The sequence below is a fragment of the Burkholderia sp. SIMBA_051 genome (assembly GCF_046534915.1).
GTDB lineage: Bacteria > Pseudomonadota > Gammaproteobacteria > Burkholderiales > Burkholderiaceae > Burkholderia > Burkholderia ambifaria.
This window is the reverse complement of the sequence record NZ_JAWRXS010000013.1, coordinates 145,358-169,612: the sequence shown is the minus strand read 5'-3', so window position 1 is coordinate 169,612 and position 24,255 is coordinate 145,358. Positions and strand designations below refer to the sequence as shown.

Genomic DNA, 24,255 nt, shown 5'->3' with positions numbered 1-24,255 from the left:
GCCGGCCCGGCGCGGCGGGCCGATCCACAGGTTTCCGGAATTCGCGGATACCGGCCGAAGAAAGCGGATAGAAGCGCGCGTTTCGTCCGCCAATACTGGGGCCATGAAAATCACGAACGAATTGGAGGGACACATGAAAGGGCAACACATCGAGATCCCGTCGCCGGACGGCGGTGCGTTTCGCGCGTACCTGAGCACGCCGGCCGGCGGCACGGGGCCGGGCATCGTGCTGTGTCACGAGATCTTCGGCGCGAACGCGACGATGCGCGACGTGGCCGATTATTACGCCGAGGAAGGCTACACGGTGCTCGTGCCCGACTTGTTCTGGCGCCAGGCGCCCGGCATCGAACTCGGCTACACCGCGGCCGACTCCGAGCGCGCGATGGCGCTGTACCGCGAGTACGACGAAAACAAGGGCGTCGAGGACGTCGCCGCCGCGCTGGCCGTGCTGACGCAACGGCCGGAATGCACGGGGCGGGCCGGCGTGCTCGGCTACTGCCTGGGCGGCAAGCTCGCGTATCTCGCCGCGTGCCGGCTGCCGGACGTGGCGGCCGCCGTCTGCTATTACGGCGTGGGGATCGAGCACGCGCTGGACGAAGCCGCTCACCTGCGCGGCCGCCTCGTGCTGCAGATCCCCGCGCAGGACCGCTTCTGCCCGCCCGACGCGCAGCAGCGCATCGCCGCCGCGCTGGCGGGGCGCGATGGCGTCGAGGTATACGTGTACCCGGGCGTCGATCATGCGTTCGCGCGCGTCGGCGGCGATCATTTCGACAAGGCGGCCGCGGTCATGGCGCACCAGCGCGCGATCGCCGCGTTCCGCGCGGCGCTCGGCCCGCACTACGACCTGTCCACCCTGTGGGAAGAACATCTGCGGCACGAGTTCGACACGCGCAACGTCGACGCGACGATGGCCACGATGGTCGCGCAACCCTACGTGAACCATATCCCGACGCTGACGGGCGGTGTCGGCCACGACGAGCTCAAGCGCTTCTACACGCATCACTTCGTGCATGCGAACCCGCCGGACACGACGATCACGCCGATCTCGCGCACGATCGGCGCGAGCCAGATCGTCGACGAGCTGCTGTTCTGCTTCACGCATACGACCGAGATCGACTGGATGCTGCCCGGCGTCGCGCCGACCGGCAAGCGCGTCGAGATTCCGCTCGTCGCGATCGTCAAGTTCCGCGGCGACAAGCTGTATCACGAACACATCTATTGGGACCAGGCGAGCGTACTCGTGCAGATCGGGCTGCTCGACGCGGCCGGGCTGCCCGTCGCCGGCGTCGAAACGGCGCGCAAGCTGCTCGACGAAACCGTGCCGTCGAACGGTCTGATGCAGCGCTGGCACGACAGCGCGTGAGCGACGGCGGATAGGCAGGATGCGCAGGCGGTGCGCCGAACGCGCGCCGCCTTGATTCAATCATTCCAGGAGACACCCATGACTGCCCTTGCTGGCAAAGTCGCGCTCGTCACCGGCGGCGCCACGCTGATCGGTGCCGCCGTCGCGCAGGACCTGAGCCGCGCCGGCGCATGCGTCGCGATCCTCGATCTCGATGCGGAAAACGGCGCGCGCGTGGCCGATACGCTCGGCGAACGCGGGATGTTCATCGCGACCGACATCACCGACGATCGCGCGATCGAACATGCGGTATCGGCCGTCGCCGAACGCTTCGGCGCGATCGATCTGCTGATCAACCTCGCGTGCAGCTACGTCGACAACGGCATCCAGGCGTCGCGTCGCGACTGGCTCGCGGCGATGGACGTCAACGTCGTGTCGGCCGCGATGCTGGTCAAGGCCGTTCATCCGCACCTGACGCGGCGCGGCGGCGGCGCGATTGTGAACTTCAGTTCGATCTCCGCGCAATGCGCGCAGACCGGCCGCTGGCTCTACCCGACCTCGAAGGCCGCGATGCGCCAGCTCACGCGCAGCATGGCGATGGATCTCGCCGCCGACCGGATTCGCGTCAACTCGGTGTCGCCCGGCTGGACTGGTCGCGCGTGATGGACGAACTGACGCACGGCGACCGCGCGAAGACCGATCGCGTGGCCGCGCCGTTTCATCTGCTCGGTCGTGTCGGCGATCCGTCGGAAGTCGCGCAGGTCGTCACGTTCCTGTGCAGCGACGCCGCGAGCTTCGTGACGGGTGCCGACTACGCGGTGGACGGCGGCTATTCCGCGATGGGCCCCGAGCAGGCGGTGCCGGCGATTCCGCGCCTCGCGGGGTAACCGCGAACCGTTTCTATCGTCCTATTCCGATCCAAGTCATTCGCTCTACCAAGGATTTAGTCATGAAACGCATCGCTATCGTCGGCGCCGGCCAGTCCGGCCTGCAACTCGCCTTCACGCTGCTCGACCAGGGCTATCACGTCACGCTCGCGACCAACCGCGACGCGCAACAGATCCGCTCCGGCAAGGTCATGTCGAGCCAGTGCATGTTCCATACCGCGCTGCAGATCGAGCGCGATCTCGGCCTGAACACCTGGGAAGAAGCGTGCCCGTCCGTCGACGGCATCGGCATCGCGGTGCCGCATCCGGACGGCAACGGCCGCAAGGCGATCGACTGGTCGTCGCGGCTGACCCGCTACGCGCAATCGGTCGACCAGCGCGTGAAGATGGCCGACTGGCTCGACGCAATCCAGCGCCGCGGCGCGGACGTGCGCATCTGTGACGTCGGCGTGCCGGAACTCGAGGATCTCGCGCGCAGCCACGATCTCGTGCTGCTCGCGGCCGGCAAGGGCGAAATCGTCAACCTGCTGGGCCGCGACGACGCGCGCAGCGCGTTCGAGCGCCCGCAACGCGCGCTGGCCCTCACCTACGTGAAGGGGATGACGCCGAGCCAGCCGTATTCGCGGGTGCGCTTCAACCTGCTGCCGGGCATTGGCGAATACTTCGTGTTTCCGGCGCTGACCACGACGGGCCCGTGCGAAATCATGGTGTTCGAAGGCATCCCCGGCGGCCCGCTCGACTGCTGGGCCGACGTGAAGACACCCGAGCAGCATCTCGACCGCAGCCTGTCGTTCCTGCAGCAGTACGTGCCGTGGGAATTCGAACGCTGCCGCGACATCGAACTCACCGACGCGAACGGCACGCTGTCCGGGCGGTTCACGCCGACCGTGCGCAAGCCGTTCTTCCGCCTGCCGTCGGGCCGCACCGTGTTCGGCATGGCCGATGCGGTGGTCGTCAACGATCCGATCACCGGCCAGGGCTCGAACAATGCGGCGAAATGCGCGAAGGTGTACGGCGACGCGATCCTCGCGCGCGAAGCCGCGCCGTTCGACGAAGGCTGGATGCACGAAACGTTCGAACGCTACTGGGCATATGCGCAGCACGTCGTGCGCTGGACCAACTCGCTGCTCACCCCGCCGCCGCCGCACATTCTCGAACTGCTCGGCGCGGCCGGCCAGTTGCCGACGCTGGCCGCCACGATCGTCAACGGCTTCGACGATCCGCGCCAGTTCGCGCCGTGGTGGTTCGAGCCGTCGGCCTGCGCGGCGCTGATCCGTGAACATGCCGAGCGTTCGGAGTAAGCGACATGGACACCACCACTTCCTGCGATCCGGCCATTGATCCGCTGCAACTGCGCGCCGCTTTCGGACAGTTTCCGACCGGCGTCACCGTGATCACCACGCGCGCGCCGGACGGGCGCAAGGTCGGCCTCACCGCGAATTCGTTCTCGTCGCTGTCGCTCGACCCGCCGCTCGTGCTGTGGAGCCTGCGCAAGGTGGCGCCGAGCCGCCCCGATTTCGTCGCGGCCACGCACTTCGCGATCAACATCCTCGCGCACGACCAGATCGAACTGTCGCGCCGTTTCGCGACGCCGAGCGCCGACAAGTTCGACGGCGTGCCGCACGTGGACGCCGACGCGGGCGGCGTGCCCTGCCTCGACGGCACGAGCGCGCGTTTCGTGTGCCGCAACGTCGGCCATTACGAAGGCGGCGACCACCTGCTGTTCATCGGCCAGATCGAGGCATTCGATACGAACGGCCATGCGCCGCTCGTGTTCCATGCGGGCCAGTATCGCGCGATCTCGGCGCATCCCGATTTTTCTCGCTCCATTTAATTAGTGATACAGATAAATATCCAGGAGATGGTGATGATGAAATGCGGCTCTCGCCTGCTTGCGATCGCAGGCCTCGTGTTCGCCGGCCTGACCGGCCCCGCGCCGGCCCATGCGACGGACCTGCCGGCGGTCAACCTCGGGATGACCAGCTTCCTCGACGGGATGCCGCCGGCCGGCGCCGGCTGGTACGGCACGCAGTATCTCGAGTACTACACGGCCGGCCGCATCAACGACAATGCCGGCAACAAGGTCGGGCTGCCGAAGCAGGACATCGATCTGTTCGCAGGATTGAGCCAGCTGGTCTACCAGTCGCCGCTGACGTTCGGCGGCATGCATCCGGGGCTCGACGTGATCCTGCCGTGGGTGGCGTCCGTGCATACCAACGACGGGATCGGCAACGTCGCGCTGAATTCCCGTGCCGGGTTCGGCGACCTGCTGGTCGGCCCGTTCATCCAGTTCGATCCGGTGATGGGTGCGCACGGCCCGCGCTTCGCGCAGCGCGTGGAATTCCAGTTCATCACGCCGACCGGTGCCTACGATCCGGCGCGGGCGATCAATCCGGGCAGCCATTTCTGGTCGTTCGATCCGTACTGGGCCGCGACGTTCTGGGTCACGCCGAAGTGGACCGTGTCATGGCGGCTGCACTATTTGTGGAATGCCACCAATCACGAGCCGGCGACCGCGCTCGGGCCCGACGTGACGTCGACGCAGGCCGGTCAGGCCGTGCATGCGAACTTCGCGACGGAGTACGAAGTGCGGCCCGGGCTGCGGCTGGGGCTCAACGGCTACTGGCTGCGCCAGACCACCGACATGAAGGCGAATGGTCAGGATGTTGCCGGCACGCGGGAAGCCGTGCTGGCGATCGGGCCGGGCGCGATGGTCAGCTTCTCGCCGCAGGATCACCTGATGTTCAACGCGTATTTCGAGGTCTATGCGCGCAACCGGCCGCAGGGCACGCGGATGGTGCTGCGGTACGTGCATCACTTTCAGTAGCGCCCAGGCCCCGCCGCCGACGTCGGCCCGGGTCGGTATCGTATGACGAAGTCAACGTACACCTTCGGCGCGTGAATGCGTGTCCTATAGTTCTGGGGATGGCAAGGAGACACCAAGACATCACGAACAGGAAGGGAACACGCGATGGCGACTTCTGCTCCTCCCCGGCTTTTCCCGCGCGCCGCCAAGCGGCTGATGCGTCGCGTGGCGGCGATTGCACCGGCGCTGGCCGTCGGCATCGCGATTTCCTCCTGCGGCGGCGACAGCTCGGTGAGCTCGGGCGAACCCGCCTTCGCGACCGAGGCGCGCCCGCAGATCGACGCATTGCTCGCGGATACGATGACGCCCGGCGCCGTCGTCTATGTGCAATCGCCACAAGGCAACTGGCTCGCGTCGTTCGGCACGGCCGTGCGCGGCACGAACACGCCGATCCCGACCAACGCGCACTTCCGCGTCGGCAGCGTGACGAAGACGTGGACGGGCACGGTGATCCTGCAACTCGTGCAGGAAGGCAGGCTGCACTTGACCGACCACGTCAGCCAGTACGTCGCCAACGTGCCGAACGGCGACTCGATCACGATCGAGCAGTTGCTGACCATGCGCAGCGGCCTCTACAACTACTCGACGAATCTCGCGTTCAACCAGACGCTGGATGCGCAGCCTGACAAGGTGTGGACCACCGATGAGCTGTTGGGCATCGCGGAGAGCCAGCCCGTCTATTTCGCGCCGGGCGCGGATTTCCGCTACTCGAACACGAACACCGTGCTGCTCGGCCTGATCATCCAGCAGCTCACCGGCATGAGCGCCGCCGATGCGATCCGGACGCGGCTGTTCGCACCGTTCGGCCTGACCGAAACCGCCCTGCCGCCGCAGGACCACACGGCGCTGCCCGCGCCGTCGCCGCAGGGCTATCAGTGGGGCACCAATACCGAGACGATCGACAGCGACGCGCTGTCCCCGGCACGCCAGGCGGCCGCGAAAAACGGCACGCTGCAGCCCGCCAACGTGACGACCGTCAATACGTCGTGGGCATGGACGGCCGGCTCCGGCATCTCGACCGCGACCGAACTGGGTGCGTACGTGCAGCGCATGGTCGGGGGCGGCTACCTGAACGCCGACCTGCAAGCGCAACGGCTCGCGAGCTGCACGCCGATCGATCCGTCGAATCCCGCATCGGCCAGCTACTGCATGGGGCTCGCGAAGTTCGGTACGTTCTACGGACACACCGGTGAAATACCGGGCTTCAATACATTCGCCGGCTACGACCCGGCGACGAAGACGACGATTGTCACGTGGGCGAACACGGGCGCCGGCCCCGACGGACGCGCACCGGCCAACGAGATCGCGCGAATCATCATGGCCGAGCTCAGCAAGGCGTCGGACGTGCCGAGCGAGGGGCGGCCGTGACACACCGGCGCCGGCAATCGCGGCCGCCCTATTTCACTGCCTGCGCCGCCTGCGCCGCCGGCGTGAAGCTGCACTTCGGATCGTTCTTGCCCCGCGCCGAACAGCATTCGAGCAGGTCGCTCACCGACTTCGCGTTCGCCGCATTCCATTCGTAGAGGCTCTTGTTGTTGTCGATCGGCATCCAGTGCGTGAGCGGATACCGGCTCGCGCGCGCGTTGCTGCCCTTCGGCGGCGGCAGCATTCCGGCGGCGAGCGGCACGTAGATCTTGCAGCTGTTCTGGTCGCCGATCCGGTGACAGCCGATGCAGGTGTTGCCGGGCGTGCTGATCGCATGCGAGGTCCACGACGCGAAGTCGGCGCCGAGATTCACATACTTGCCCCACGGATCGGTCGGCACCTTGTTCCATACCTGCCCGATCCACGGGCTGTACATGACCGGGCTCGCGTCGTGACACGACACGCAGCGCTTGGTCGCGGTCGCGGCCGGCTTCCACCAGAACTCGGCCGCGGACGGATGGCCGGGCGGCGGCGTCGTCTCGTTCGGCGGCGGCACGCGCGCCGCGTTCATGCCGGCCGTGCCGCCCTTCTCCGCATGAAACCAGCAGGTCTTGCCGTTGCCCGCATGGTGCAGCACGATGTCGACTTCGTCGTAATACGGGCTGCGGTTCGCGCGGATCTGCTTGCGACGGCAAAACGCCGAGATCTGCGTGTCGCCGTGGGACAGGTCGAGGATCTTCGAATAAGGCGTGCACTGCCCGGACGTCGGCGCGTCGTACGGCAGCAGCGCCGGGCGATCGCACGTCATGTGCGCCGCATAGCGCGCGGGCACGCGGCCGTTGACGGTGATCGGCACATCGGTGCCGGCGTTGCAGTCGAACGCGGGAATCTCGCCGATTTCGTCGGTGCACTGCTGCGCATACGCATGCAGCGACGCATCGGCGTTTTCCGCCGCGAGCGCGCCCGACGCGCCGGGCGCCGCCTGCACGGCCAGCAGCATCGCCAGCGCGGCGACGCGGGTTCTCGTCGTCATGCCGCCCCCTTCGTATAGCGCAGCGCCACCTTGCGAATGGCCTCGATGTACTTGACGTAGCCGGTGCAACGGCAGATGTTGCCGCCGACCCAGGTTTCGATCATCGCGTCCAGATCGCGCTCGTGCACCGGCTGCGCGCGCAGATGGTCGAGCATCGCGGTCGCGGCCATCAGGAAGCCCGACGCGCAGTAGCCGCACTGGAACGCGAACGACTCGAGAAAGCTCTGCTGCAGCGGCGACAGCGCGCCGCCCTGCGCGAGCCCTTCGATCGTGTACACGTGCATGTTCGCCATCGCGCTGACCGGCGTCGAGCACGACAGCGTCTTTTCCATCGGCGCATCGGGCGTGTTGCGCACGCCGACCGTGCACGCGCGGCACACGCCGATGCCGCAGCACAGCTTCGTGCCCGTCAGATCCCGCCGCTCGTGCAGGAAGTCGATGAGGTTCATGTCGCCGTCGGCGGCGTCTGCTTCGACGGGTTTGCCGTTGATGGTCATCCGGACCGGATTGCTCATTGCAGTGCCTCCCGAATCTTCTCCGGCGTCACGGGCGTCACCCGGAACCGCCGCCCCGTCGCCATCGCGAGCGCGTTGAGCAGCGCCGGTGCGATCGGACACATCACCGCTTCCGCGATGCCGCGCGCGTTGGCCGGATCGCCGGCCGGCGGCGGCAATGCGATCAGCTCCTGCACGGGAATGTCCGGCAGCCGCGTGACCTCGTAGCGATCGAGATTCCAGCGGCCGCCGCCCGGCCCGTCCGGCCCCAGCGGGCAGGTTTCGGTCAGCACGTTGCCGATCCCCATCGCGACCGCGCCCTGCGACTGTCCTTCGACGAGTTCCGGCGACAACTGCCGGCCGACGCTCACGGCCGTCACCACGTGTTCGACCTTCACGCGCCCGGTCGCCGGATCGACCGCCACCGCGACGAGCGTCGCCGACGGCGCATAGGTCGTGCGCCCGTAGAGTGACGTATTGACCGGTGGCGGCTGCAGCACGCGCTGCAGCCGCGCGAGGCGATACGGGTCGAGGCCGACCGCCACGTAGTCGTAGTCGATCTGCGCACTGCCGGACGCGAACGGATAGGTGCCCTTCCAGAAGTAGCCGGCATAGCTCGCATGCACGGCCGCCACGGTCTGCAGGCCCAGCTTCCCGATCGTGCCCAGCAGCACCGGCCACGGAATCGGCGCGAGGCCGTTGGCGACGAGCGTGCGATCGACCCAGCGCACGTCCGCGGCCTGCACGTTCACGCCCCACCGTGCGCGCGCGGCCGGCAGCACGCTTTGCAGAAACAGCGCCTGCGCGGCCCCCTTCACCGCGTGGTACTGATGGAACGCGCCGAGGCACGCGCTCGAGGAACCGTAGTAGTAGCGCACCCAATTCGGCGCGCTCGACGGGCCTTTAGGAGTGAGCCCGAGCGCGTTGAACGGCGCGATCTCGCTCATCGCAATCGTTTGCGCGTTCTGCCCAAGAAATTCAGACGGTGCGAGACCCAGCGTCGTGGCCGCGCCGTTGCCCATGTCGGTGTACGGCGTGATCACGCGCAGGTTGCCGTCGGGCAGGATCTGCACCATCCCGAACATCCCGTCGCCGGACGTGCCGTACGCCTCGTTCGCCATCGCGAGACCCACGCCATACCGGAGATTGCGCGTGTTGCGCTCGGCACGCGTGTGCTCGCGCTCCAGCCATAGCGGGTGACGCTCGAGCCGGTCGAGCAGCGCGTCGAGCTGCAGGTCGAACAGGATCGGCGCACCGGTGATCGCGCGGCCCTTGCCGGGACCGGGCGCCTTGCCGAGCAGATTGGCGCGCCGGATCTCGAACGGCGACAGCCCGAGCCGGCGCGCGGCCTCGTCCATCAGCGTCTCGATCGCCATGAACGCCTGCGGGCCGCCGAAGCCGCGCTGCGACCCACCGAACACTTCCCGCGTATAGGTGGACGCGGCCTGCGCGCGTGCGCGCGGGATCTCGTAGCAGCTCATCGCGCTCAACGCGGCAAGCTGCGCGACGTACGGCGACAGGTTCTTCTTGCCGCCGCCGTTCAACAGGAAATCGCAGGTGATCGCTTCGAGCTTGCCGCGACGGTCGAACCACAGCGATTCGGAAAACTGCGTCTCGCAGCGTTTCAGGCCGACCTGGAATTGTTCATAGCGCGACTGCTGCCAGCGCAGCGCGCCCTTCGCGAACGGCGCCGCCAGCGCCAGATACAGCGGGAAATAGGACTTGTCGCGTCCGCCGAAACCGCCGCCCGGATAGCACGCGATCACATGCGCCTCCTTGACCGCGATGTCGCTGCCGTCGAACAGCGCGCACGCGCCGGTCGCATCGTCGTTCGCCGACTGCGTGCCGAGCACGAGGCTCATTTTCGCGGCGGACGTGTCGTACCACGCGAGTCCCGACTCGGGCTCCATGAACATCGGGTCGATCGCCGGCGTCTGGAAGCCGTCGTCGCCGGTCGCGCGAACGCCGATCCACGCGCCGGCGGCGGCCTGGCGGGCAATCGTCGCGTCGATGTTGGCGACTGCCGCCTCGCGTTCCTCCAGGTACTTCGCGCTCGGCTTGCCGTTGCTGTCGGTCTGGTAGTTGTCGACGTAGTTGAACCGTCGTTCGTCGTCGCGCACGTAGACGGTCACGGGCAAATACGGCACGACCGGTGCGGCCGGGCCCGCGCCGGTCGATGCGCCGTAGCGGATCACGCCGCGATTGAAGTCGAGCAGCTTCTTCGCGTGGCGATAGACGTCGAAGTTCTCGAAGATCAGCAGCGCGGCCGGTTGCCCGTAGCAGTCCGCCGGATGACCGGGCCGCGCGAGCCAGTAGATGTCCTGGTTCGCGATCGGATCGGGTTCAGGCGCAAGCGGAATCCGCCGCGCGCTCAGCAACGCGCTGTCGACGATCGCGATCGGTCGCAATTCGGGCGGCAGCACGCTGAGATCGTAGCCCTGGTACACGGCGTCGACGCGGTCGCAGCGCAACGCATAGAGCCAGTTTTCCTGCTGCGGCCAGCCGACGAAGTCGCGGGCCTTGAAGTCGCGCGCGTAGATCTTCTGGCCCGTGACCTTCGGCATGCCGTCGATGCGCCAGCGCGCCTTGCCGGGCACCGGCGCCCAGTTCGGGCCGTTCGCGTCGGCCTGCGTGTCGCCCGCGGCGAGCACGACGGCCGGCAAATGGGTGACCGACACGGCGACGACGGCGCCGCTACCGGCGAGCTTCAGAAACGTCCGGCGTGTCACAGGCACATGGATGGCCATGCTGCGTCCCTCGTTCGAATTGTTATGTCGGTCCGTCGACTGCGCGACGCGCGTCGCCACGCCGGCCGCGTGGGGCGCCGATGCGCAGGTGTCGATGAGAAGATGGTGTACGGGCGCGGTTGCGTGCGCCGGTTCTCAGGAGTCGGGACGCAGAGGATGCGCGACGATGCCCGGCGGGTTCGCGGGTTCGCGCCACGCGGATGGGCGCCTGCTCGATGAAGCGTCGGACCGCGTGCGTCGCGCTGTGTGTTCGTTCATGGTTCCCCCGGCCTTGATCGTGGACGACTGGCCTGTTTTCCGTATCGTCGGGCAGACGCTCGATTTTCAGTTGTCGTGTCGATATATCGGGCACGCAGGTCAATCGCCCGTGCGCACCGTCGTTCGAGCCTGATTTTGAATAATCGTAGGAATTCGAAACGGGAATTTCAAGGGGATTTTCGAGCGGCACGCGCGGTGCGCATCGGTCTTGCCAGGCCCGACTTCCAGGCTGGCTGGCGCGCTGCCGCGGCCGCGTTCGCGACTAGCCGCAGGGTGCCACCCGCGCGGGCAGTGGCCTGCGGCTGTGTCCAGGGTCGACCATGGGTCCGGGTTGCATTGACGCCGCTATGATCGGCCCGTCTCGCGGCGCCGCCCGGGGGGGAGGAGGAGCCTCCCATGAAGACCTTACCGTGCCGGCCGACCCGTGCTGCCGGGCCGGCACGCCCATCCGTTTCGCGCGGCCACCCGCGCCGCTGCTCAGTGTCCAATGCTGGCGAGGGACGGCAGCAGCACGCGATACACGTGAATCATCGCCGGCCCGAGCAACACGCACATGAGCGCCGGAAAGATGTTGAAGATCAGCGGGAACAGCAGCTTCAGCGCGATCTTCGCGGCGCGTTCCTCGGCGCGCATCCGCCGCCGCGTGCGCAGCATGTCGGACAGCACGCGCAGCGATTCGGCGATGCTCGTGCCGAAGCGGTCGGCCTGGATCAGCATCGCGCAGAATGATTCGATATCCTCGACGCCGGTGCGCAGCGCGAAATTGCGCAGCGCGGTTTCCTTCGTGAACCCGGAACGCATCTCGAGCAGCAGCAAGTCGAGCTCGCCCGCGACCACTTCGCTGCGAAAGCGCAGCTCGTCGGTCACCCGCATCAACGCCGCATCGAGCCCGAGCCCCGCTTCGACGCAGACGGTCAGCAAGTCGAGCGCATCCGGGAAATCCTCGAAGATCACCCGCTGACGCGTCGCGATCCGCCGCGAGAGGATCACATTCGGCACGTAGTAGCCGATCCCGGCGAGCGCGACGAGAATGAACGACAGCAGCATGCGCTGCTCCGCAAGCCGCGTCGTGGCGAGCGCCAGCAGCGCCGCGCCAGGCAGCACCAGCGCGAGCACCGTCTTCGCCGCGAAGTAAAGCGCGCCCGCGCTCGGATTGCGCCAGCCGGCATTCATCAGCCGGATCCGCAGCGGAGAATTCTCCCACCCCTCTTGCGGCACCGACAACCGGGAGATCGGTTGCGACAGCTCGACGAATTTCGCGATCCAGCGCGACGTTTGCCCGTCGCCGCCGTCCGCACCGCCGCCGATGCCCACGCTTGCTCCGCTCGCCTGTTGAATCCGGCGCTCGATGTTGCGCGGCGCAAACAGCAGCATCGCGACCAGCACGCCGCCGGCGACGAAGATGAACAAGCCGGCCAGCATCACGGTATGTATTACGCTCAGGTTTTGCATGACAGCCTCGAATCGGTTCGTGAAGCCTGAGACACGCGTCAGACGCGAATCCGGATGATGCGGCGAATCCACAGCAGGCCGAGTGCCATCGACCCCAGCATCGCGCCGACCATCTTGATGCCGGCCGGATCCTGCCAGAGCACCGACAGAAACTCGCGGTTCAACATTGCCATCATGGCCGCGGTGCCGAACGGCAGCAGCCCGAGGATCCAGGCCGACAGCCGCCCTTCCGCCGACAGCACGCGGACCTTGTCGAACAGCTTGAAGCGCTCGCGCACCAGCGACGCGATGCTGTCGAGCAGCTCGGCCAGATTGCCGCCGGTCTCGCGCTGGATCAGCACCGCGATCACGAAGTAGCGCAGGTCGTGGGCCGGCACGCGCGTCGCGAGGTTCACCAGCGCATCGTGCAGCGACACGCCGTAGTTGATCTCGTCGAACGTGATCCGGAATTCACCGCCCATCGGATCGGGAAACTCCTCGCCGACCATCCCGAGCGCGCTCGAGAACGAATGGCCGGAGCGCAACGCGCGCGCGATCATGTCGCAGATGTCCGGCAGCTGGCGCTCGAGCTTGACCATCCGCCGGTTGCGATGCCGCATCACGTACATGGCGGGCAGGCACGCGGTCAGCAGCGCGATCGGCAGCACGACGATCAGCGGCAACGGGGTGACGGCCAGGGCGAACGCCGCCGTGACCGGCAATACGGCGCTGATCGTGACCAGCTTTGCGACCGTCCAGTCGAGCCCCGACTGCTGCAGCACCAGGTCCAGCGCCTGAATACGCGGCACCCGCATCAGCAGCCGGTCGAATGGCTTCGACTCGTCGAGCATCCGCTTCTTGAGAATCGACAGTCGCTCCTGCTGCACGCTGCCGCCGGCCGACATCGCGCGCAGGCGCGACTCGATCCGGCGTGCCGCGGCACCATGACGCGCGTTCCACCATTGATAGACGCCCTCGATCGCGAGCACGACCGCGACGAAGGTGAGAATCACAAAACCGTAATAGATCGAGTCCATGAGGCCTCCCCCGGAATCAGACGATGGCGCGTCGTCACTTCGTCTCGTAACGCTGCGCCGGGTCGTACAGCGAATCCGGCAGGTTGATGCCGAATGCCTGCAGCCGCTCGGCGAACTTCGGCCGCACGCCGGTCGCGCAGAAGTGTCCGCGCACCGTACCGTCGCGATCCATGCCGGTGCGCTTGAACGTGAAGATCTCCTGCATGTTGATGATGTCGCCTTCCATCCCGGTCAGCTCCTGGATGCTGACGATCTTGCGCTTGCCGTCGGTGAGCCGCGTCGCCTGGACCACCACCGAGATCGCCGACGCGATCTGCTGGCGCATCGTCTTCGGCGGCAGCGTCAGGCCGCCGACGCTGATCATGTTCTCGAGCCGCGTGAGCGCATCGCGCGGCGTGTTCGCGTGGATCGTCGCGAGCGAGCCTTCGTGGCCGGTGTTCATCGCATTGAGCATGTCGAGCGCTTCCGCGCCGCGCACTTCGCCGAGAATGATCCGGTCCGGCCGCATCCGCAGCGCGTTGCGCACGAGCGTGCGTTGCGTGATCTCGCCCTTGCCTTCGATGTTCGGCGGCCGCGTTTCGAGCCGCAGCACGTGCGGTTGCTGCAGCTGCAGCTCGGCCGCATCCTCGATCGTCACGATCCGCTCCGAGCGCGGAATGAAGCCCGACAGGATGTTGAGCAGCGTCGTCTTGCCGCTGCCGGTGCCGCCCGACACGAGCACGTTCACTTTCGCGCGGGCCAGCGCGTCGAGCAGTTCCGCCATCGGCGGCGTGAGGCTCTGGTAGCTCACGAGGTCGTCCATCTTCAGCGGGTTGACCGCGAAGCGCCGGATCGACATCAGCGGCCCGTCGATCGCCGACGGCGGAATGATCGCGTTCACGCGCGAGCCGTCTGGCAGGCGCGCGTCGACCATCGGGGTCGACTCGTCGATGCGCCGCCCGACCCGCGACACGATCTTCTCGATCACCTTCATCAGATGCGCGTCGTCGTAGAACGTCACGTCGGTCAGCTCGAGCTGGCCGCTGCGCTCGACGTAGACTTGCCGGTACGTGTTCACGAGGATGTCGGAGATGCCGGGGTCGCGCAGCAGCGACTCGAGCGGGCCGAAACCGAACATTTCGTCGTACACATCGATCGCGAGCTGGCGCCGCTCGATGTCGTTCGCGAGCAGCCGCTCCTCGTCGAGAATGCGCGAGATCAGCGACGAGATTTCCTGCCGGACCTGTTCCTGCGGCAGGCGTGACAGGCGCTCGAGCTCGACGCGATCGAGCACCGTCAGGTGAATTTCACGACGCAGCTTCTGGTATGCGTCGCGTACCGACGAATGCGCCGCACCTGCCGGTTCGGTGCCCGCCGCCTGCGGCTGCGTCCGGTACAAGGACATCTGTTCGCGCAATGACATGATGGTTTCCCCGAAAGATTCACATGGATTTGAGCTTCGGCGTGGCCTTGCGGCCGAACAGCCGGGACATCAACGGTTCGCTGCTGGACGTGCCGTGCCGCGTGCGCACGTCCCCTTCGACGATCTGCTTCGCGCAGGCCTGCAATGCCCGCGTCACCGCTGCGCTACGTGCGACGCGCGAGGCCGGATGCCCGAGGTCGAGCGCTTCGCGCACCGTGTCGACATCGTCGGGTATCGTGCAGCTGGCATGCAGGCCGAGCACTTCCTCGAGCGCGGCGCGGGACCGATCGCCCGCGCGCGTCATCCGGTTCACCACCAGCCGCAACTGGTCGAGCGGGTAGCCGAGCGACACGAGAATCTCCAGCAGCCGGCGCCCCGCGCGCACGTGCGGCATCGCGGGCTGCAGCACGAGCTGGATCTGGTCGCTGCGATCCAGCGCGATCATCGACAGTGGATTGATGCTCACGCCGATGTCGAAGATCACGAAGTCGTAGCGCGGCGCGGCGACGCCGAGGATCCATTCGAGCGCATCCTCGCGCATCTCGGCGGCCTTGACCGGGTCGCCCGCGCCCGCCAGCACGTGGAAGGTCGGCGTCACGTGCGCGACGCTCGCGTCGAGAAACGCGCCGTCGAGCCGCTCGATCTGCGCGCAGAGCTGCGGCAGCGTCGACGGCGGCGTCTCGTCGCTGACGAGGAACGCGGCATCCGCGAACTGCTGGTTCAGATCGACCAGCAGCACGCGGCGCTTGTGGGCTTCGGCGATCTCGTACGCGACGTTGCTCGCGGCGAAGCTGGTGCCCGCGCCGCCCTTGCACGACATGAACGACACGAAGCGCGTGTCGCCGCCGTCGCGCCGCGTGCTTTGCGCGGCGGCGCGTTCGAGCGCGCGGGCGAGCGCGGCCGGATCGATCGGCCACTGCAGCACGTCGCGCGCGCCGGCGCGCATCGCGTCCAGCAGCACATGGGGCGCCGCATCCGCGGTCACCAGGATGCCGATCAGGCACGGGTGCAGCCGGCAGATCCGCTCGATCGCCGACAGCTCGGCCGCATCGGTCAATGCGCCGTCAATCAGCAGGATATCGAATGAATCGAGTCCATCGGTGCGATGCTCGATCTGGGACGGCCGACCGTGCGCACGTGTCACGCGATAGTGTCCGCTGTCCGTGACCAGACGCGCGATCTGCATGAGCCGGGCGGTATCGTCGGCGGCTACGAGGATATTGATCATGACTGTGCCTCGTCGGTTCGTTATTGACAGGCGCTTCCGCCCGTCGAGGAGTTCAGGCTTTCCCGCGACAGCGTCGTGGTGAACGACGGCATCGTGATCGCAACGTGCGCGATCGGGATCATCGTGTTGACAGTGACATTGCTGATGCTGACGGTCACGAACGAGCAGGAGCTCACGTCGCAGCCTGACGGCGAGTAGCTCACCGACACGTTCGAATTGGCCAGGATCGGCATGAGCGACCGCACGCGCTTCACGACGCCGGCCGCGTTCACGTCGCAGACGATCGCCGTGCGGGCGCCGAGCCGGATGGCCTCGCTCGCCGTGTTCCAGTAAAACAGCACGCGCCCGAATTCGAAGATGCCGATCAGCAGCATGATCAGGATCGACGCGATCAGCGCGAATTCGACGATCGTGGAGCCGCGTTGGGCGCGACGGCGCGACGGCGGAGTGGGACGCGGGTTCATGACACTTGCCTCATCACGGTGACGATGTTGCCGAAGGTGATCGACGACAGCCCCGGGTAGGCCGGAATCGGCTGGTACTGATAGCCCTTCACCTTCACTTCGACGAGGTTGATGCTGCCGGTCGCCGTGCCGCTTGGCGCGTTGTTGGTCGAGTCGTAGGTCGGCAGGTTCGCGAACTGCGACGGGTCGGACGCGTCGCCGCAATCGGTCGAATGCGTGGCATCGCACACGATCACCATCGACGTCGTGAGCCCCGGCACCAGCTCGGTGCCGGCGGAGCCGCACGTGGTGCTGCCGTACACGACGAGGCACTGCGCCGCCGCGAGCGGATACGCGCTGTCGTTCGGCAAAAACACCGACAGGTAGCGCGCCGCGTTGCGCGTCGCCTTCGTGAGCGTCTCGTACTGGTAGATCGCGCGGCCGAACTCGGCCACGCCGGTCGCGAGCACGATCATCGGCATCAGCACGAGCGCGAATTCGACCGCGGCGACACCGCGCATGCGTGACCGGCGAATCGGGAGCCTTTTCATGATCGTGTGTCCTCTATTGAACGAGCATCGGTACCTTGATACCGACCGAGCTGCCGCTGCCCGGCAGGCCGTGCGTCGCGCACGGCGTGGTGCCGGAGGCCGTGGAGCCGAGGTATTCGAGGTGCGCCACGACCCCGCCGGCTCCCGGGCTGAACGGCAGCGGATCGAGCATCAGCACGCAGTCCCACTGCGTGACGTGCACCTTGCCGCTGCTGCCCGACAGCGTCGAGCAGTCGCCTTCGGGAGCCAGCGCGACCCGGCGGTCGCCGCCATACGTCTGGTAGTTGCTGGCCGTGACGGTCCCGTTGGTCGAGATGCCGCTGCCGGTGGGCGGCGTACCGTCGCCCTGGTAGGCCTTGAAGCTCGCGCGATCGAGCACGAACTGCGTGTACGCGTCGCCGACGATGCCCGCGGTTCCCGGCGGTCCGTATTTCGGGCCGACATACGCGTAGCCGGTGAAGTCAGGCTGGCCGCTCGAGCCGTTGGCGCCGTTCGTGTAGATGCCGAAGCGGGTGTTCCAGGCGCGCAGCGATGCGGCCTTCAGGCCCGTCGAGCCGAGGTCCGGCGGCGACGTGATGTTGCAGGTGTTGCCGGACAGTTCGCTGGCGATGGTCGGCTCGTTCGTCGAGCCGTCGAGCGCCGCCCAGCCGAAGTTGCCGGGCCCGTACGTCGTCGACGAGCCGGACGGCGACGAGATCCAGTCGCCGACCTTGTAGGGCGCGGAGGACGCCGGCTTGCACACGAACACCGGAATCGCACAGGTGGTCTGCCCGGCCCCGACCGTCGCGATCGCGCTGGCCGCGACCTGCGCCGCATTCGCGACCTGCAGGCCGGGAATCGTGTTGAGCACCTCGATGAACCAGTGCGCGATGTTGCTCAACTGCGTGGTGCACTTCACGTACTTGACGTTCGCCGGCGTGGCGACCGCCGTCTTGGTCAGGAACGGGTTGGTCAGCGAATCGCTGAACGTGACGTTCGAGTCCGTCTGCATCTGTACCGCGTTCTGCTGAAAGAACGCGAAATTCGCGTGGCCGGCGGCGATGCCGTCGGCTTCCGCGACCTGCAGGCTGATGGCCGACGTCAGGTCGCGCGCAGCGGACAGCGCGCATGAATCGGCGCTGTTCTGCAGTTCGCTGCGCGTGACGTACAGCTTGCCGAGGTCCAGCGCGAGACCGACGAACCCGATCATCACCGCCAGTGCGAGACCGACGATGATTGCGACGGCGCCTTGCTGACGATGCAGACTGTGACGCGTGAGCTTCGGATGACGAGCTGCGCTGGACATGGCGTTCTCCCTGAGCGTGCCTGTTTTATTGCGCCGACTTGCCGATGCCGATCACGAATGCATTGGCTTTCGGCTCGGGCTGCTTGAACGACTTGTCGTAGCTGTCGAGCGCGGACGCGGCGGCGCGGCCATCGACCCCCGGGTGCGTTGCCGCGTGTTCCCCGGCATGCGGATCGATGATCTGGGCTTGCGTGACGGCGCGGACCGAGTCGCCGAAGCGGCTGTCCCACACCGGGCTCGACGACATGCAACCGGCGAGTGCGAACGCGAGCGGGACGGCAAGCGCCGCGCGGCGCACGAATACGAGGTAGGCGGATTTCATGAGCTTCCCCTTGGATAGCTTCAACGATCGGTGGACTGGGGTGCCGCGCTCGCCCGCGCGATCTGCGCATGGGCGGCCGGCACGCTGGGCGTCGGACGCGGCGCAGGTTTCGCCGGCGTGGCGGAGCCGGCCGCCGCGAGGCGCGCGGCGGTGGCTTCGATGCGCGCGATGCGCGCCGCACCGGCCGCATCGGCCTGCGGTTGCGCCGGCGCTTGCGGCTGCGGCCGCGCGGCAGGCGCCGGCTCGGCGTTCACCGCCCCCGCGGCCTCGGCCGTTGCAGCGCCGGCCTTCTCCGGCTGGGCCGGCACCGGCGCCGGCGCCTGGGCAGGCTGCGGCGCACGCGGTGCGGGCAGTGCGGCGGCAGGGGCGACCGGCGCGGCCGATTGCGGCGCGGGAGCCGGTGCCGAAGCCGGCGTCTGCGGTGCCGCGCCGTTCGACGGTTGCATGGTCGCCTTGCGGACACCCTTGCGGCCTTCCATGTTGCCGGTCGCGTACACGTCGACTTCGTTCGGCTTCGAGAAGCTGTCGGTCGGCAACGGCACGTCGGCGGTCTGCAGCGGCCTCACCAGGTGCGGCGTGATCAGGAAGATCAGTTCGGTGCGGTCCTGCTGGAACGACGTGCTGCGGAACAGCGCGCCGAGCACGGGCACCTCGCCGACGCCCGGGATCGCCTTGAGCGAGCCGGTCGCGTTGTCCTTGATCAGCCCGCCGATCGCGAACGATTCGCCGTCGCTCATCTGGACCGTCGTCGACGCACGCCGGGTCGTGATCAGCGGCAGGATCGACGTGCCGCCGATGTTCGTCGCGCTGAGCGTGACACCCGTCTGCGACAGCTCCGACACTTCCGGCGCGACCTTCAGGCTGATCCGGCCGTTCGCGAGCACCGTCGGCGTGAACTTCAGCGCGACGCCGAACTCCTCCTCCTGCAGCGTGATCGACGACGTGCCGTTGCCGCTGCTCTGCGGGATCGGGATGAAGATCTTGCCGCCGGCAAGGAACGTCGCCTCCTGGCCGCTGATCGTCACGAGGTTGGGCTCCGCGAGGATCTTGACGAGGTTGTCGGTGTTCTGCGCGTCGGCCGCGACGCTGAACGGCTTGTTGTTCGCCTTGTTGAAGATCCCGGCGCTGGCAACGCCCGCGAGCAGGTTGCTGACGAGCGCACCGCTCCACGAACCGAAGCCGCCCTGGATGTTGAATGCGCTGCCCATCTGGTTGATCAGCGTCTTCGACACTTCGGCGACCTTCACCTCGAGCATCACCTGCTGCGGCGACGTGACGGCCAGCATGTTCAGCACCCCGGCGCCCTTGCCGGCGCCGCCGCCGTCCCCGGCGCTGTCGCTGTACGCATGGGCGATCTGCACGGCCTGCTGCGCGGCCTGCGAGTTCGACACGGTGCCGGCCAGCACGATCGTGCCGGCGGCGGTCGACACGTGAATGTCGCGCTCGCCCGGCATCAGCTGCTGCAGTGACGACTGCAGGCCGCCGGCGTCCGCGCCGACCGCCACGTCGATCACGCGGCATGCGCCGCTCCTGCCCTGCACGATCATGTTGGTCGTGCCGACCGACAGCCCGAGGATGTACAGCGTCTGCGGCGACACCATCGTCGCCTGCGCGACGGCCGGATTGCCGATGGTGCGGTTGCGCACCGGCTCCGGCATCGGCACGAGCAGCGACTTGCCGAGCGGCACGGTGACGCTGGTCGCATCACGCACCGCGCCCACGCAGTTCGGTCCGCGCATCGGCGCCGCCGATGCGGCGGCCGCGGTGGCCGGCGCCGGCGCCATGCTGATCGTCATCTGCATCGGCCCCTTCGCGACGGCAGCCGGCGCGCTGGCACCGCCCTTCATCAGCGCAGCCGATTCGACGCCTTCCTGGGCCAGTGCGCTGTACACGGTCAACGTTCCTGCACAGAGGATCGCGGCCATCATCGCGCCCCGGGCGATGCGCGTACGCACCGGGCCGGTACCTGAATATTGCGGATTGATCTTCATTTCGTCTGATCCCCCGAGTGACCGGCGAGACGCCGGTTTTTGCCTTGCAAGGCCGCCGTGCCTTGACGGCGGCCGATCTGGTTAATCTGGTTATCTGGATGTGTGCTGCGTGTTCAGAAACATTCGACGCTGCCGTGCACACCGGTCAGTACACCGACGCAATCGCGGCGCGCTTCCGGTGCGGCGTGCGACGCGACATGCACGCGCACGGTCCGTACGTGCGCGGGTGCCGGTGCGGGCGTCGCGTCGGGTACCGGGGCCTTGCCGAGCAACGTCAGCTTGGTTGCGCCGTCGGTGGTCCGCGTCTTCTGGTCGACCTGGTTGCGCAGCACGAGCGACAGCGTGCCGACGCTGCGCGCGAGATCGAGGCGTTCAGCCTGATCGGGCGTGACTTCGAGCGTCACCGCGTTGACGACCTTCGGCGCGGTGTCGTCGCGGCTGACCTGCTGCGCGACGGCGAGCACGAGGATGTGCTCGAGCACGATCTTCGAGATGCTCTGCCCGTCGGTCTTGCCCTGCTGTTCCTGCGTGTTGACGATCACGTCGACGTAGTTGCCCGGCAGCGCGAAGCCCGCGACGCCGACCACGTCGTTCACCCGCACGGTGATCGCGCGGCTGCCGTCGGCGATTACCGCTGACAACCCGCCCTTCGTGCCAACCGGCGCGAGCTTCGACTCGATCACCGGCTCGCCGCGGGCGAGGCTCGTGCGCACGACGCGTCCTTCGAGCTCCTTCGTGTCGGCGAACGCACCGGTCGGCACGCTGCCCGACGGCCAGCTCACCATATGGATCTGGTTCGGCCCGAGCGGCTCGCCCAGGTTCAGGTCGGTGGTCGCGACCGCGACCGACGTGACCGAGCTGCTGGATGTATGCATCAACCAGCGGGATGCGAACACGACCGCGGCTAGCCCCGCGACCATCGCGATGATCAGCATCATGAGCGCTCGACTGTTTTTCATGGCAATGCTCCTCAACGAATCGTGAAAGAAACGGCTCAACCGGTTATGTACGTGCGCCCGCCGTGATCGACAGGCGGCGGATGCCCGCCGTCGCGTTCGGGCGCCGAGCCGAAATAGCTGGCCCATGCGTCGTACAGCGCGTCATGCGTCACTTCGGGCGGATCGCCGCGATACCGCGCGCCGGCGGCGACGAGGCGCAGCAGATCCATCGGGAAGCATGCGAGATAGGCCTTGCCGCTCGGCAGGTGCAGCCGGTGCAGCAGATAGTCGAATGCGTCGTGCGCCGGCACCAGCCCGAGCGACACGCATGCGGCATCGAACACCGCGCGGTAGTGGTCGATCGACATCGCGCCGACGTGAAGCTTGGAACCGAGCCGGCGCAGGAACGCGTCGTCGGCGAATTGCTCCGGTGCCAGGTTGCTCGAGAACACCGGCCAGACGTCGAACGGCAGCACGAGACGATTGCCGGACTCGAGCGTCAGGAAATCGACGCCGCGGTCGAGCGGGCGCAGCCAGCGGTTGAGCAGGTCGCGCGGCTCGACGCGCTGGCGGCCGAGATCGTCGACGATGTACATGCCCATGTTCGCCTTCATGTGCGGCGGCGCCTGGTAGAACCCCGCTCCTTCGTCGCGGCGCAGGTCGAGCTCGTCGAGCGTCAGCTCGCCGCCCGACATCACGACGGGCCGCTCGCACAGGCGCCAGCGGCGATCGGCCGATTGGCCGTCGGCTTGCGACGGCGCGTCGACATGCACGATCGGGTCGTAGATCTGGATCACTTCGCCGGCGGCGTAAATGGCGTGCGGCACCGGCACGTGGCCGCCCATCAGCGCGCCAAGGCGCTCCGCGAGGAAAGTCTTGCCGCTGCCGGCGGGGCCGTGGATCAGCAGCGGACGGCCGGCGTTGAGCGCGGCGGCCGCCGAATCGAGGACCGCGGTGTCCATGACGACGCCTTCGAATACGGCCCATACGTCGTTCTGGGACACGCGCAGCTTGCGCACCGAATGGTCGGACACGCAGTCGAGATACGCGTCGAGCGTCACCGGCGCGGGGCCGCTGTAGCTGCTGCGCGCACGCTCTTCGAGCGCGAGCACGCGGCCCGCGTCGGTCAGGCGGAACGTCACGTCGAGGTCGGTCTTGCCGCGATGAGTCAGTTCGACCAGATGCTCGCGCACCAGGAACGCGAAGACATCATCGAGCACCGCGAGCGGCAGGCAGTGGCGCTCGATCAAGACACCGTACGACGGACGACCGAGCACCAGCGTCGACTTCAGCACGAGCCCTGCGACGAACGCCTGGGTCAAGCCGGTTTCCTCGAGCGAGCGCGGCGCCAGCGGCAGCAGCGCGCCCGGTTTCGCATGCACCTCCCGCGACGGCGGCGGATACGGCAGGTGTGCAACCTGCGCGTCGCGTTTCGGTTCGGTGGGGATCGTGTTCATGTGCGTTTCATCCTCGTTGCGGGTTCGTCACGCTATACAGACGAAACGAACAGCATGCCCAGCGTGCCGGCTGCAATTGCTACGCCATACGGCAACGCGCCAACCGACGCGAATTCCACGGGGCCGTCGGTTGCCCCTGCATACGCGCCGGTCGAGCGGCGTGCGATCAGCATCCAGACGTTCGCGCACATCTGGCGCATGCGTCCGCGCAGCAGTGCAAAGCCGATCGCGCCGATCCCGCCGACCAGAAAGGTGGCCAGCACGATGTAGAACGTCATCTGCGCGCCGACCCATGCGCCGATCGCGAGCATCAGCTTCACGTCGCCTGCAGCCATTCCGCGCAGCAGATAGAACGGCAGCAGCAGCCCGAAGCCGGTCGCCGCGCCCGCGAGCCACGCAAGCGCACCAGCCTGGATTCCGTGCAGCGCGCACTGTGCGATCAGCGCGCCGACCAGACCGAGCGCGACGAGCCGGTTCGGAATGCGTCGGCTCGTGATGTCGGTGCTGGCCGCGACGATCGCGAGCAGCGTCACGCACAACGGAACCGGGTAAGGCAGCGCGGCAGGCAGCAACATGGCGGACCTCGATTGAACGTAATGTCAGGGATCACTGACCCAGTGCGGTATTGACTGCATCGGTCACGACCGACGCGATCATGTTGTACGTGTCGTCAAGCGAGCCTCCCAGCGTCATTACGCTTGCCAGGACGAGGGTGGCGAACAGCGCACCGATCAACGCATACTCGATCGACGTCACGCCCTGATCGTCGCCGATCCATCGCAATACCGATACCGCGCGTTCCCTGGCCCGCATGGCGGCCTCCGATTCGGTCGATCAAGGAGCGGGGGAGGCTCGAGCACTGCACCGGCCGAGCTATCCGCCGTTCATTCCATCCGACATCCGTGGGTGTTGCGTCCGGCCCTGCACGCGTGACGGGATGGCGACGAACGGGCCGGACCCACCGTTCGCCGCCCCGCCATTCAGATGGCCGCGTTGAGATCGTCTGCAATGGTGTTGAAGACGTCGTTGAGGTCTTTGCCGACCAACGTCAGTGCTGCAACGAGGGTGACTGCGATCAGCGCGGCGATCAGGCCGTATTCGATGGCCGTCACACCTTGTTCGTCTTGGACGAAACCGCGGACCTTCTGGATGAACTTGGACATGGCTCTTCTCCTTTC

The 24,255-nt window shown here is 67.3% G+C and carries 22 protein-coding genes and 1 pseudogene; 6 read left to right on the top strand and 17 right to left on the bottom strand.

The window, feature by feature from the left end; translation table 11 throughout:
* Positions 1-133 precede the first annotated feature (133 nt).
* The 6 genes and pseudogenes from SB771_RS28030 (at position 134) to SB771_RS28005 (ending at position 6,463) form a co-directional block, all read left to right on the top strand.
* Complete coding sequence (locus SB771_RS28030; protein ID WP_175661613.1) at positions 134-1,363, top strand: dienelactone hydrolase family protein; 1,230 nt, start codon at positions 134-136, stop codon at positions 1,361-1,363.
* Between the two features lie 78 nt (positions 1,364-1,441).
* Positions 1,442-2,229: pseudogene (locus SB771_RS28025) on the top strand (SDR family oxidoreductase).
* Positions 2,230-2,291: 62 nt separating this feature from the next.
* Positions 2,292-3,530 (top strand): styrene monooxygenase/indole monooxygenase family protein, encoded by a 1,239-nt coding sequence (locus SB771_RS28020; protein ID WP_175661615.1) that lies wholly within the window; start codon positions 2,292-2,294, stop codon positions 3,528-3,530.
* 5 nt (positions 3,531-3,535) lie between these two features.
* Positions 3,536-4,063 carry a flavin reductase family protein gene (locus SB771_RS28015; protein WP_175661616.1) on the top strand — a complete coding sequence of 176 codons (528 nt, stop codon included), beginning with the start codon at positions 3,536-3,538 and terminating at the stop codon, positions 4,061-4,063.
* Positions 4,064-4,096: 33 nt separating this feature from the next.
* Positions 4,097-5,056, top strand: coding sequence for a transporter (locus SB771_RS28010; protein WP_175661617.1), 960 nt, complete (start codon positions 4,097-4,099; stop codon positions 5,054-5,056).
* A 144-nt stretch (positions 5,057-5,200) separates the two neighbouring features.
* Complete coding sequence (locus SB771_RS28005) at positions 5,201-6,463, top strand: serine hydrolase domain-containing protein (protein WP_175661618.1); 1,263 nt, start codon at positions 5,201-5,203, stop codon at positions 6,461-6,463.
* 28 nt (positions 6,464-6,491) lie between these two features.
* Here the strand turns inward: SB771_RS28005 and SB771_RS28000 are convergent, their stop codons facing one another.
* From SB771_RS28000 to SB771_RS27920, 17 genes are all read right to left on the bottom strand, one after another.
* Positions 6,492-7,493: a hypothetical protein gene (locus SB771_RS28000; RefSeq protein ID WP_138850325.1), complete on the bottom strand. Its 1,002-nt coding sequence runs from the start codon at positions 7,491-7,493 to the stop codon at positions 6,492-6,494.
* Positions 7,490-8,008 carry a (2Fe-2S)-binding protein gene (locus SB771_RS27995; RefSeq protein WP_105788370.1) on the bottom strand — a complete coding sequence of 173 codons (519 nt, stop codon included), beginning with the start codon at positions 8,006-8,008 and terminating at the stop codon, positions 7,490-7,492. Before SB771_RS27995 ends, SB771_RS28000 begins: the two co-directional genes overlap by 4 nt.
* Positions 8,005-10,734: a xanthine dehydrogenase family protein molybdopterin-binding subunit gene (locus tag SB771_RS27990; protein ID WP_175661619.1), complete on the bottom strand. Its 2,730-nt coding sequence runs from the start codon at positions 10,732-10,734 to the stop codon at positions 8,005-8,007. Before SB771_RS27990 ends, SB771_RS27995 begins: the two co-directional genes overlap by 4 nt.
* Before the next feature lie 735 nt (positions 10,735-11,469).
* Positions 11,470-12,444 (bottom strand): type II secretion system F family protein, encoded by a 975-nt coding sequence (locus SB771_RS27985; protein WP_175661620.1) that lies wholly within the window; start codon positions 12,442-12,444, stop codon positions 11,470-11,472.
* Between the two features lie 38 nt (positions 12,445-12,482).
* Positions 12,483-13,460 (bottom strand): type II secretion system F family protein, encoded by a 978-nt coding sequence (locus SB771_RS27980; RefSeq protein WP_175661621.1) that lies wholly within the window; start codon positions 13,458-13,460, stop codon positions 12,483-12,485.
* Positions 13,461-13,494: 34 nt separating this feature from the next.
* Complete coding sequence (locus SB771_RS27975; protein ID WP_175661622.1) at positions 13,495-14,862, bottom strand: CpaF family protein; 1,368 nt, start codon at positions 14,860-14,862, stop codon at positions 13,495-13,497.
* A gap of 19 nt (positions 14,863-14,881) precedes the next feature.
* On the bottom strand, positions 14,882-16,090 hold the full coding sequence (locus tag SB771_RS27970; RefSeq protein WP_105832139.1) for a CpaE family protein: 1,209 nt from the start codon (positions 16,088-16,090) through the stop codon (positions 14,882-14,884).
* A gap of 20 nt (positions 16,091-16,110) precedes the next feature.
* Positions 16,111-16,554, bottom strand: coding sequence for a TadE/TadG family type IV pilus assembly protein (locus SB771_RS27965; RefSeq protein ID WP_105832140.1), 444 nt, complete (start codon positions 16,552-16,554; stop codon positions 16,111-16,113).
* Entirely contained in the window at positions 16,551-17,084 is a 534-nt protein-coding gene (locus SB771_RS27960) for a TadE/TadG family type IV pilus assembly protein (protein ID WP_011661168.1), read from the bottom strand. Before SB771_RS27960 ends, SB771_RS27965 begins: the two co-directional genes overlap by 4 nt.
* A gap of 13 nt (positions 17,085-17,097) precedes the next feature.
* On the bottom strand, positions 17,098-18,369 hold the full coding sequence (locus SB771_RS27955; protein WP_175661623.1) for a pilus assembly protein TadG-related protein: 1,272 nt from the start codon (positions 18,367-18,369) through the stop codon (positions 17,098-17,100).
* A 25-nt stretch (positions 18,370-18,394) separates the two neighbouring features.
* The gene (locus SB771_RS27950; protein ID WP_105788361.1) at positions 18,395-18,691 is read right to left on the bottom strand and encodes a hypothetical protein; all 297 of its coding nucleotides are present in this window, start codon (positions 18,689-18,691) and stop codon (positions 18,395-18,397) included.
* A 20-nt stretch (positions 18,692-18,711) separates the two neighbouring features.
* Positions 18,712-20,682, bottom strand: a complete 1,971-nt coding sequence (locus tag SB771_RS27945; RefSeq protein WP_175661624.1) for a type II and III secretion system protein family protein — start codon at positions 20,680-20,682, stop codon at positions 18,712-18,714.
* Between the two features lie 113 nt (positions 20,683-20,795).
* Positions 20,796-21,641: a Flp pilus assembly protein CpaB gene (gene cpaB, locus SB771_RS27940; RefSeq protein WP_165754392.1), complete on the bottom strand. Its 846-nt coding sequence runs from the start codon at positions 21,639-21,641 to the stop codon at positions 20,796-20,798.
* 35 nt (positions 21,642-21,676) lie between these two features.
* Positions 21,677-23,077 carry an ATP-binding protein gene (locus SB771_RS27935; RefSeq protein ID WP_175661625.1) on the bottom strand — a complete coding sequence of 467 codons (1,401 nt, stop codon included), beginning with the start codon at positions 23,075-23,077 and terminating at the stop codon, positions 21,677-21,679.
* A gap of 32 nt (positions 23,078-23,109) precedes the next feature.
* Complete coding sequence (locus SB771_RS27930) at positions 23,110-23,649, bottom strand: prepilin peptidase (RefSeq protein WP_175661718.1); 540 nt, start codon at positions 23,647-23,649, stop codon at positions 23,110-23,112.
* A gap of 34 nt (positions 23,650-23,683) precedes the next feature.
* The gene (locus SB771_RS27925; protein ID WP_138850316.1) at positions 23,684-23,890 is read right to left on the bottom strand and encodes a Flp family type IVb pilin; all 207 of its coding nucleotides are present in this window, start codon (positions 23,888-23,890) and stop codon (positions 23,684-23,686) included.
* Between the two features lie 167 nt (positions 23,891-24,057).
* Positions 24,058-24,240 (bottom strand): Flp family type IVb pilin, encoded by a 183-nt coding sequence (locus tag SB771_RS27920; RefSeq protein ID WP_165754388.1) that lies wholly within the window; start codon positions 24,238-24,240, stop codon positions 24,058-24,060.
* Positions 24,241-24,255: the final 15 nt, after the last annotated feature.